A 9,465-nucleotide genomic window follows, 5' to 3' on the forward strand; every position below is an offset into this window, starting at 1 on the left:
ACATAAGCGGCCTGTTAGGGGTAAAAAAGTGGCCGGCGGAAAACGAACGGCTGGTTCGCGCAGCGTTCCTTGCACAGGCCTTTTCTCCGATTCGACTTGTTATCCGTATGCCCGCAAATCGGCTTACCCGTTGATCCGTTCGCCGGCTCCGCTTCGATACTCCGACGGCGATACGCCATAATAATTGCGGAATGCCTTGCTGAAATAATTTTTGTCGTTATACCCGAGCATGTCCGAAATTTCCTGGATCTTCAGCGTTTCTTCGCCCAGCAGCACTCTCGCCTTTTCCATCCGCAGCTTCTGCATATATTCGTGAATGCCGACGCCGTACTCTTGCTTGAACAGCTTCATCAGATACTCGCGGCTGAGGAAGTACTTTTCCGTGAACATCGAAATCTTGATCTCTTCGAAGTAATGCCGATCAATATAGGCCCGAATGTCGCTGATATGAAAAGAAGCCCCTGTACGATCCGCTTGGCGCGCTCGGCGACAGCATTGCTCCACCGCTTCCGTAATGCGTCGCTCCCATTGGGAAGCGTCGACCAGATCGCCTTCCTCCGCATCCCCGTTCGTCGCTTCCGTTTCAAAAAGCAACCGCTGCGCTTCCTCCAACGCCAAATAGCCGCCGGCTTTCAGCTCAACGATTGCATCTTCCGCGATTCGCTGCGCCTGCGCGGGCGCCCCGCTTTGAGCAGCGGCCGCAACTCGTGCCCACGCAGCCGCGAAGGCGATCGATTCCGGTAAAGTCGCTCCCGTTCCGATTCCCGGACGAGCTTCGCATACTTTCGCCGCTACTATGCCATATCCGAGTTCGCCAAGCTTTAGCAGATTCATCTCCCCTACTGTGCGACGGGCCTGCTCATACGAGTCGGCAAGCTCCGCAATTACGGTCGACCCGGCCCCGTACCCGGCAATCGTACGCAATCCGAACAACCGATCCAGCGTCGGCAGCAGCTTTCGCAGATAACTTTCGATACGGTATTCAAGCTGCTCTTCTGCACCGTTGTCCGAAACGTTCGGCAGATGACAGACGACAATCATCTCGCGGTGCGAAGCCGGATCGGCAAACCCGAAGCAGTCCATGCCTTCCGGCGCGCAGTCCTGAATCACGTTGGCAATCGCCGCATGGAGCAAACCCGTGTCCCCGTAAAAACGTCCCCGCCGCACCCGATCGAGGTTCAACAAACGCAGGGAGACTCCGGCATGCAGCTTCGGGGATTCCCCGGATGCCCCGATCATCGCCAGCGTGTCGGCTTCGCGGCTCTCGTTGAAGCTGCGCCGAACGATCGAGAGATAGACGTTCTCGCGCAGCTTGGGAAGAGACACATTGAGCGTGCGACCCCGGCGCAGCAACTCCTCGGCTTTTTTCCGGCGCAGATTCAATTCCTCGACGGCGCGCTGCAACACGTCGTTCAGGCTATGCCGATTAACCGGCTTCAGTAGATAATCCAGCGCATGCGAACGAATGGCCTGGCGTGTATATTCGAAGTCGTTATAGCCGCTGATCACCACGCTGAGCACATCCGGGTAGTCCTTTTCCAATCGTCGCAAAAACTCGCTTCCGTCCATCCCCGGCATCTTCATGTCGATCATCGCCAGGTCGATTCGGTGTTCCCGCAGCAGCGCCAGCCCTTCTTCGCCGTCGGTCGCTTCGTAAATGTGCGTGATGCCGAGCATGTCCCAACTGCCAAGAATTCGTATGGCTTCGCGCAGCGGTTCTTCGTCATCCAGAATGAGTACGCTATACATCTTCTTCGCCTCCTTGCGGAATATGGAGAATTAATGACGTTCCCTGCCCGCCCGTCTCGATCGCAAGCCCCGCCTGCTCTCCGTACAAAATTTGCAGCCTCGTATGCAGATTTTGCAGCCCGATATGTCCGCCTTCCCGCTCTGTAAAAGGACGTTCCAGATAACCGAGCACTTGTTTGAGCCGAGCCGGATCAATGCCGGGCCCGTCGTCGCTTACGGTGATCACCGCCCCGTTGTCCATGCGTTCGGCCCGAATCATGATCGTGACCGTGTCTTTCACCCGCTCCAGGGCATGCTTGATCGAATTTTCGACCAACGATTGCACGGACAGCCTCGGAATTTGCAGGTTAAGCAGCGATTCATGCCACGCGTATTCAACCCGCAAACGACTACCGAACCGTGCCTTTTGCAGCGACAGATAGCGTTCGATATGCCGCAGTTCGTCGCTCGCCGGCACGATGTCGCTTCCCCCGATGCAGTAACGCAGCGACTGGGCCAGATCGTCGACCATATCCGCGATATCCAGCCGTCCGCCGCGCAGCGCCTGGGTCGAGATCGCTTGCAGCGCATTGTAGAGAAAATGGGGATTCAGCTCCGCTTCAAGCGCTTTCAAAATCGCGCTTTGCTCGACCAGCTTCATCCGGTAACGCTCGTTGATCAGCTCGTTCGTCCGTTGTACCATATCGTTGAAATGCCGGGTCAGATGGGCGATTTCGTCGTGCCCGCGCACCGGAGCCTGCGTCTCGAAGTCCCCGCCGCTAAACCGGTTCATCCGCTGCGCCAGCCGCGCGAGCGGCCGGGTAATCGCGCCGGAGACGAACGCGACAAGCAGTGCCGACAACACCACGAAGCCCGCTCCGATCCACGTATTCCATTCCCGCGCCCGATTCGCGGCTTCGTAGATCCGGCTGTACGGCATCGGCTTCGCCAACGTCCAATTCCCTCCCGCCGATTCGTTCGCCATCAGCAGATAGCCTTCGCGTCCCAGCTTCCAATCGGCCGGGCCGGATTCGGCCCTCTCCAACGCTTCACGCAATCCGCCGTTGTCCGCTTCGCGGTAAAAAGCTTCATCGTCCGTGTAGTACGGAGCGCCGTCCGCGCCGAGCAGCAGCAGATGCTCCCCGTCTTCCAGCGGCGTATCCCGCACGATCGTGTCCAGCGCGGAAGGATTGACGTAGACCGTCAGCACGGCCTGCGGTTGGCGCGACGCGATCGATCGCAGCACGCGGTGGTACGCGAGAGAGCGTTCGGAATGATCAGCGTTACCCGACTTGCCGGAGGCCGGATTCGGTGCGGCTTCCGCTGCGAGATCGTCGTTCGACGATGCCGTATCCTCTCTTGCTGCAACGATCAGTGAACGATACAACTGATTATCCGGCCGCTTCAGCAGCAGATTGTACCAATCCGTGTCGGCTGTCCCTTCGTCGGCCGAAGCCCGGATCACGATATTATACGCCTCGCGGGTCAGCGCATACGTTTTCCCTTCGCCCACGATGTACAAGTCCAGCCCGGCCAGATCGCTGCGCGAATAATACATCCGGCGCAAATAATTTTCCAGGTACATCCGCGACGAATAATCATCGCCTTCGTTCAGCACCGCATGGATCAGATCGTCGTACTGAAGCTGGGGCAGCGTGAACTGGGCGATGCCGTCCATATAGTCTTTCACGTTCCGGTTAACCAGCAGCAGATTGTTCGACGTGGCGTCGATACTGTGCCGGATCGCTTCCCCGCGAAGCCGCTGATGCGACACGACGCTGAGCGATACGACAACCAGCAGAACAATCGTGGTAAAAGGCACAAACAACTTGTACGCCAATCGCCCCGTCAGCGTGTTCCAGGCTTTTTCGGCAGTACGTTCAATCTTGGCAATCAACGAATGGCGTTTGGGCATGGCAGTTCACCTTTTTACCCTCAAGAGTTTTCTTTCCTCCATTGGGTGTGGAATATCGCCATTCTATAATACAAACATCAGGAAAATCCATACCTTTTCAAGCAAGTTTGCAACCGCTTTATTTTTGAAGGGTATGAATCGACCATTTACCGGAAAAGAGGTGCGCCATGTTCAAACTGGGAAGAAAACGCGGGGAAAAGCTCGAATTCGGCTTGTTCACCCTGCCTGCCCTGATCTGTATCGCTTTCGCTTTTTACGTGCCGTTCATGATGACCGTCCGCTACTCGCTCACCAAATGGAACGGCATCGCGAAAAACCCGACCTTCGTCGGGTTGGACAACTTCCGCCAAATCTTCAGCGGGGACGCCAACTTCGCGAACGCCGCCATCTTCACGCTCAAGTACATGATCCTGTATATCGTGTTGGTCAATGTATTGGCGATCGCATTGGCGCTGGTTCTCGACATGGGGCTGCGCTCGACCAACTGGCTGCGGGCCGCGTTCTTCGTGCCGTATATTCTCAGTCTGGTCATCGTCGGTTTTATCTGGAAATTCATCTTCATGCAGGGCTTCGAATCGCTCGGCGACTCGACAGGGTGGCAGGTGTTCGCGCTGAGTTGGCTCGGCGAGCCGGGACTTGCGTTCGTCTCGATTCTCGGCGTGTCGATCTGGCAATCTGTCGGCTTTTACATGGTCATCTATATCGCGGGTCTGCAAGCCATTCCAGGCGATCTGAAAGAAGCGGCTACCGTTGACGGAGCGGGTCCGGTGCGGCGCTTCATCAGCGTGACTCTCCCGCTGCTCGCGCCGTCGATCACCATCTCCGTATTCATGGCGCTGACCAACTCGATCAAAGTGTTCGACGTGATCTTGTCCCTGACCGCGGGCGGTCCCGGTGGCACCACGTACAGCGTCGCTTACGACATCTACCGCGATACGTTCCAAAATAACCTGTACGGTTACGGCACCGCCAAAGCGCTGATTCTGTTCGTCGCCGTGCTGCTGATTACGATCGTGCAACTGTCCATTTTCAAACGCAGGGAGGTCGAAGCTTAACATGTCCAAAACGATATCCGCAGCGCCGAAAAAGCGTGTGCGTCCCGGCCGTCTCGTGCTTGAAATCGGCATGGTGCTGCTGTCGCTCCTTTTCCTGTATCCGCTGATCCTGACCGTCATCAACTCGTTCAAAAGCTTCGCCGAGGTCATGAGCGACGTGATCGCGTTGCCGCAGTCGTTTACTTTCGAAAATTACACGTATGTCTGGAAAGCCGTCAATTATCCGCGGCTGTTCCTGAACAACACCGTCATTACCGTGATCGGGTTGCTCGGCATCGTGCTGTTCTCGTCGATCGCCGCTTACAAGCTGTCGCGCACTAATTCGCGCATGAGCGGCGTCATCTACATGCTCTGCATTATACCGATGCTGATCCCGTTCCAGTCGATCATGCTCACCGTGCTGCAAATCGCCAAAACGCTGAATCTGTCCGAAAGCACCTGGGGACTCGGCATTCAATACTGGGGCTTCGGCGCGCCACTCGCGATCTTCATCTACCACGGCTTCGTCAAAGGCATCCCGCGCGAGATCGACGAAAGCGCCACGATCGACGGGGCTTCCGGCTTCCGCTTGTTCTTTTCCGTCATTTTTCCGCTGCTCAAATCCGTTACGACGACTATTATCATCATCGACGTCATGTGGATCTGGAACGACTTCCTGCTTCCTCTGCTGATGGTCAACGGCTCGCCCGCCACCAAAACGCTGACGCTCGCCGCTTACACCTTCGTCGGACAGTACACGTCGGATTGGCAGTACGCGATGACGGCGATGGTGATGGCAGTCCTGCCGTCGATCGTCGTGTTTATCCTGCTGCAAAAGTATATTGTGAGAGGGGTCGTGGCAGGGGCGGTGAAAGGGTAGGGATTGATGCGAAAAAAGCTTGAGAGACCGTTGAATTGCGGTTTGCTCAAGCTTTTTTTAATAATCCATATGAGTTTCCCTTTCTTGATCATTCCGACGAAAACCGCACCTCGTTCCCGTTATGATCCACGTACCCGTACTCCCCCGTTTCCGGCCGCTTCACCAGCATCGCCCCGTTTTCGCTGCCGAAAGCCGCTTCGAAACGAGGTTCGATTCGGTATGCGCCGTTGGTATCGATATATCCCCACAGCCCGTTCGCGTCCTGCACGACCGCCAAGCCTTCGGAAAATCCTTTGGTATGCGGAAACGTCGCCTGCACGCGTACCCGGCCGGAAGCTTCGATGAATCCCCACAGCCCATTCGATTCGAACTTCGCCAGCCCTTCCGTAAACGGCCCGACCTCGTCGTACTGCGGCGGGATGATCTCGTTTCCGTCTTTGTCGATGAATCCCCATCGGTCCCCGCGCATCACGGCCGCTTTGCCTTCGACGAAATCGCGGGCCGCATCATACGCGAACCCGGTCAGCGGATTGCCTTGTTTATCAATAAAGCCCCACTTCTGCCGCAGCATGACGACCGCATAACCTTCCTGAAAATTGCCCGCGTACCCGTACACTGTATCCAGCGCCGTTTTTCCGCTCGGATCCATAAACACCATGCCGCCGGACTCGTCCGGCATCACGGAAGCGAGTCCTTCGGAAAAGGCGTTGGCTCGGTAGAATTGTTTGTTTAACACGTTCTCGCCGTTTTTGTTGATATAGATCCAGCTTTCGCCCGCATAGGCAGCCTGCTCGTCACTTTGTTTCATCACGACGGCCATGCCGTTTTGAAAATCGCCGCCTTCCGCCTGAATGACCCTTTTCCCCGTGGCGTCGATGTATCCCGTATCCCGGCCGATCCGCACGAAGGCCAGCCCTTCCGAAAAATGCCGGGCTTCGTTGTACAACGGCGGCAGTACCAGCTCGTTCGCCGGATTCGCGTACCCGTATTTGCTGTCGACCAGCACCGGACGCCAGTCTTTGGAACGCAGCGTATCGGCGGCAGCCACGGGAGCGGGCGCATGGCGGAACCCGTCGTCTTCTTTCCCGTCTTTGCAGCCAAGCATCAACAGCAGCACAATCGCAAAAGCGGTCAAGACCGCTCGAAACCCAACTTTTTTCACCCGATCCCCTCCCGCGGCAAGTACGGAGAAGCAAATGTTCCCGACTCTCTTATGTATCGCTTAACCGTTCCGCGGGTGGGGCCAAACAGAATTCGAAGACTTGATCTCGTCGCATAACCGAAGAACTTCCGGCCAATTCGGCGAGCTGCGGAATGCCTGCATGTTCCATTCCCCGTTTTCTTGAAGCGAGACGACTTTGCCGCGAAGCTCGGAGCTTTTGCGCATCGTTTCCCGATCAATGAATCCGGATGCGTGCAGACGCTCCAAATTGGAAGGATGCAGAAAAAACAGGCCGCATTGGTTGAGGGTATGGATGTAACATTCCGTAAGATCTTCGTCACTCAGCGTCATCGAATTTCTCTCCCCCTATCAAGTTCGAATTTTAAAGTCGTCTGCGTTTCCCGTGTTGTTCACGACTCCGGCCAAGCTTTCCGCACGCTATTCGTTTAATGGATAAAGGATGCCTTCCGCCTCGATGCTGCTTCATACCTTCACCAGACGAGTCATCTCTTCGGATTCCGCTTCTTCATGCCCGGCTTGTCGCAGCGCTTCAATCACATTTTCCAATACCTTTTTCCATTCGGCCGTAAAAGCTTCGATGTCCAGCGTAACCGGACCGCTCCGGCGCAGCAGTTCATCCAGGCCGTTTCCGATCTCTCCCCATTTCGATTCGATCGTCAACCGATTATCGCTCCACTCAAACCGCCACTCGTGAGCAAACGTATTCGACACCCAATGATTGGTCAGCTTGCCCGAATGCCGACTTTGCAGTTCTTCGATGATAAGCAAAAGATCTTCGATCATGCAAGAGAGGTCGTACTTGTAACTCAGCAGGATCGGAATATGGTTCCATACCAGTACCGCATGCTCGCCGTGTAGGGGAAACACCGATTCCACCGCATCCCATGGCGTCTCGTCCTCCTCCGATCGAACAGGAAGGCTCTCAGGCGCTCCGGCTTGTATAAAAAATGACATATTATTCAGCTCCCGACTTCTTACCATTTTCCTGATCATCCAATTTGACCGTTACTCATCGATCGGCTTGATCAAGATTGCATAAATCTGATTTTGCAGCAAAACCCGACTTCGAAATTAGCAGCAGAAACCACCTTATACTCGATTGAATTTTCGAAGACATGCTGCGTGTAAAAAGTCATGCCTTTGTATTCCAAATACATCAAAAGTTTATGGAAAATGACGTTAACGTCCATGATACTGTACTTTCTTACATTGATATGAATCACGTACATCGACTCGTACGCAGACACGAAAAAATTCTCGATTTGATCGATATCTGCAAGAAAATCGTTGATCTCGATATCCAAACCAGGGTCCAAGCCATAACGTATCGTTTTCGACACCAATTCAAACAACTCGTTTTTCATCGCTTATTCCCTTCTTTTGTTAGAGTAGGTTTCGGCTTGTCGATCGCTTCTTGTTTGTCTTCAATTCATTCGTACACAACATCCAAAATCGTCCCTTTTCCCACAACCCGAGAACCTGCGCAGATAGAAAAAGAAGCGCCTACCTTGACCAAATGACCGATCGCTTCGAATGCTTCTTCCTCGATCGTAAACATATGGATCAAGACGTCGTATGTTCTGCCTCTGTAAAGAATGTCGACTTCGTCTCGTGCAAGAATCTCGCCCGAAAATAACAGATCGTTCCCGAAATTGATCGCCGGCCTCAAAACATGTTTGGCTGCCAAATCTTTTGTTAAAGCATTCGTATTTTGCGAAGGGGTGTCTAAATAGATCGTCGCCTCCAACAGCAGCATGCTACACCTCTTTCGATCTTCGGCGTGGAACAAAACGTATCCCGTATTTCTAAAAATCTTATTTCCCCACGATCCCGTTCCAGACCTGAACGACGATATGCGGCGCATTTTCCTGCGGATAAAGCCAGATCGTAACGACCAAAGTCAGCGCAACCGTAACAAGGAACGTCGCGGAAGCATGTTTATTCGTAAATGCTCTGCTGATCAAAAACGCGAATCCGATCAGTCCGAGATTGATGATGTACGTCAAAGGAGTCGTGAGAATTCTGCCTAATCCGGTGTTCGGGAAGATCATGAATAGTAGAAAAAGCAGAATCGTACTCGGCAGTACGGCTGCGATAAATTTCGTGAAAACAGGTGCTTTGTTCTCCGCATCGGCTTCTTTCGGCATCGTTTCTTCCCCCTTTTCATGATTCGTCCGAACGATATTTTTGCAGCAATTTTTGCGCTTCTTCAAGCAACGATGCTTTTAATTTCCTGTTTTTCTCGCCGGCTTCGGGACGTTCAAAAATCTCCAGCGCGGCGGGATCGACCTTCTCGTCTTGCAGCATAAATTGTAAAGTTCGATAAGCTTCGCGTGCGTAAAGTTTTTCGACTTCCGTCCGGTTTAGCTTTTGTCCGTTCTTCGATTTCAGTCTTGCTTGGAGAGAAAGAGATTCTTTTGAAAAAACTTTTTCGCTTAATAAGCCATGATTATTGAAAAACTCGCGAATCGTGCCCAACTGAGTGATCGAAACTTTATCTTCTTTTATTGCCGTGATGATAACGCTCTCAATAGCGAGCAGCCTTTTTTCTTTATACTTGTTCAAGATCTCGGATAGCAGGTGTCCATCGAGGCTTTCTTTTTCGTCCAACTTGTTTTTAAAATAAGCCCATATCAAATGCTCTTGAACCTCTTCCGAAAAGTTCAACTCGTTCATCACCGGATAAATCCGATTGATCATGTTTTGCGAGAAGGCTTCTGGAATC

At 53.6% G+C, this 9,465-nt stretch carries 11 protein-coding genes; 2 read left to right on the top strand and 9 right to left on the bottom strand.

Features of this window, described 5'->3' with window-relative positions; translation table 11 throughout:
• Positions 1 to 123 precede the first annotated feature (123 nt).
• Both SACSAC_RS08400 and SACSAC_RS08405 read right to left on the bottom strand, forming a co-directional pair.
• A complete protein-coding gene (locus tag SACSAC_RS08400; protein ID WP_037285283.1) occupies positions 124 to 1,749 on the bottom strand; it encodes a response regulator transcription factor in 1,626 nt (541 codons plus the stop codon).
• Positions 1,742 to 3,643, bottom strand: coding sequence for a sensor histidine kinase (locus tag SACSAC_RS08405; protein WP_084777977.1), 1,902 nt, complete (start codon positions 3,641 to 3,643; stop codon positions 1,742 to 1,744). Before SACSAC_RS08405 ends, SACSAC_RS08400 begins: the two co-directional genes overlap by 8 nt.
• A 167-nt stretch (positions 3,644 to 3,810) precedes the next feature.
• Between SACSAC_RS08405 and SACSAC_RS08410 the strand changes: the two genes are divergently transcribed.
• Together SACSAC_RS08410 and SACSAC_RS08415 are read left to right on the top strand one after the other, a co-directional pair.
• Positions 3,811 to 4,698, top strand: coding sequence for a carbohydrate ABC transporter permease (locus SACSAC_RS08410; protein WP_037285286.1), 888 nt, complete (start codon positions 3,811 to 3,813; stop codon positions 4,696 to 4,698).
• Between the two features lies 1 nt (position 4,699).
• On the top strand, positions 4,700 to 5,557 hold the full coding sequence (locus SACSAC_RS08415) for a carbohydrate ABC transporter permease (RefSeq protein WP_051506976.1): 858 nt from the start codon (positions 4,700 to 4,702) through the stop codon (positions 5,555 to 5,557).
• An 88-nt stretch (positions 5,558 to 5,645) separates the two neighbouring features.
• Here the strand turns inward: SACSAC_RS08415 and SACSAC_RS08420 are convergent, their stop codons facing one another.
• The 7 genes from SACSAC_RS08420 to SACSAC_RS08450 all read right to left on the bottom strand — a co-directional run bounded on the left by SACSAC_RS08420 (position 5,646) and on the right by SACSAC_RS08450 (position 9,350).
• Entirely contained in the window at positions 5,646 to 6,719 is a 1,074-nt protein-coding gene (locus SACSAC_RS08420; RefSeq protein WP_051506977.1) for a WG repeat-containing protein, read from the bottom strand.
• A 60-nt stretch (positions 6,720 to 6,779) separates the two neighbouring features.
• Positions 6,780 to 7,070 carry a hypothetical protein gene (locus tag SACSAC_RS08425; RefSeq protein ID WP_037285288.1) on the bottom strand — a complete coding sequence of 97 codons (291 nt, stop codon included), beginning with the start codon at positions 7,068 to 7,070 and terminating at the stop codon, positions 6,780 to 6,782.
• A gap of 132 nt (positions 7,071 to 7,202) precedes the next feature.
• Complete coding sequence (locus tag SACSAC_RS26960) at positions 7,203 to 7,694, bottom strand: hypothetical protein (RefSeq protein ID WP_051506978.1); 492 nt, start codon at positions 7,692 to 7,694, stop codon at positions 7,203 to 7,205.
• Positions 7,695 to 7,765: 71 nt separating this feature from the next.
• A complete protein-coding gene (locus tag SACSAC_RS08435) occupies positions 7,766 to 8,104 on the bottom strand; it encodes a hypothetical protein (protein ID WP_037285290.1) in 339 nt (112 codons plus the stop codon).
• A gap of 65 nt (positions 8,105 to 8,169) precedes the next feature.
• Entirely contained in the window at positions 8,170 to 8,496 is a 327-nt protein-coding gene (locus tag SACSAC_RS08440) for a hypothetical protein (protein WP_037285292.1), read from the bottom strand.
• 58 nt (positions 8,497 to 8,554) lie between these two features.
• Complete coding sequence (locus SACSAC_RS08445; RefSeq protein WP_037285294.1) at positions 8,555 to 8,887, bottom strand: hypothetical protein; 333 nt, start codon at positions 8,885 to 8,887, stop codon at positions 8,555 to 8,557.
• A gap of 16 nt (positions 8,888 to 8,903) precedes the next feature.
• Positions 8,904 to 9,350: a hypothetical protein gene (locus SACSAC_RS08450; protein ID WP_169833760.1), complete on the bottom strand. Its 447-nt coding sequence runs from the start codon at positions 9,348 to 9,350 to the stop codon at positions 8,904 to 8,906.
• Positions 9,351 to 9,465: the final 115 nt, after the last annotated feature.

The sequence above is a fragment of the Saccharibacillus sacchari DSM 19268 genome (assembly GCF_000585395.1).
Classification (GTDB): domain Bacteria; phylum Bacillota; class Bacilli; order Paenibacillales; family Paenibacillaceae; genus Saccharibacillus; species Saccharibacillus sacchari.

Excerpts from the sequence above, each read along its gene's own strand:
- SACSAC_RS08400 (WP_037285283.1), bottom strand. The coding sequence starts at position 1,749 with ATGTATAGCGTACTCATTCTGGATGACGAAGAACCGCTGCGCGAAGCC.
- SACSAC_RS08405 (WP_084777977.1), bottom strand. The coding sequence starts at position 3,643 with ATGCCCAAACGCCATTCGTTGATTGCCAAGATTGAACGTACTGCCGAA.
- SACSAC_RS08410 (WP_037285286.1), top strand. The coding sequence starts at position 3,811 with ATGTTCAAACTGGGAAGAAAACGCGGGGAAAAGCTCGAATTCGGCTTG.
- SACSAC_RS08415 (WP_051506976.1), top strand. The coding sequence starts at position 4,700 with ATGTCCAAAACGATATCCGCAGCGCCGAAAAAGCGTGTGCGTCCCGGC.
- SACSAC_RS08425 (WP_037285288.1), bottom strand. The coding sequence starts at position 7,070 with ATGACGCTGAGTGACGAAGATCTTACGGAATGTTACATCCATACCCTC.
- SACSAC_RS26960 (WP_051506978.1), bottom strand. The coding sequence starts at position 7,694 with ATGTCATTTTTTATACAAGCCGGAGCGCCTGAGAGCCTTCCTGTTCGA.
- SACSAC_RS08435 (WP_037285290.1), bottom strand. The coding sequence starts at position 8,104 with ATGAAAAACGAGTTGTTTGAATTGGTGTCGAAAACGATACGTTATGGC.
- SACSAC_RS08440 (WP_037285292.1), bottom strand. The coding sequence starts at position 8,496 with ATGCTGCTGTTGGAGGCGACGATCTATTTAGACACCCCTTCGCAAAAT.
- SACSAC_RS08445 (WP_037285294.1), bottom strand. The coding sequence starts at position 8,887 with ATGCCGAAAGAAGCCGATGCGGAGAACAAAGCACCTGTTTTCACGAAA.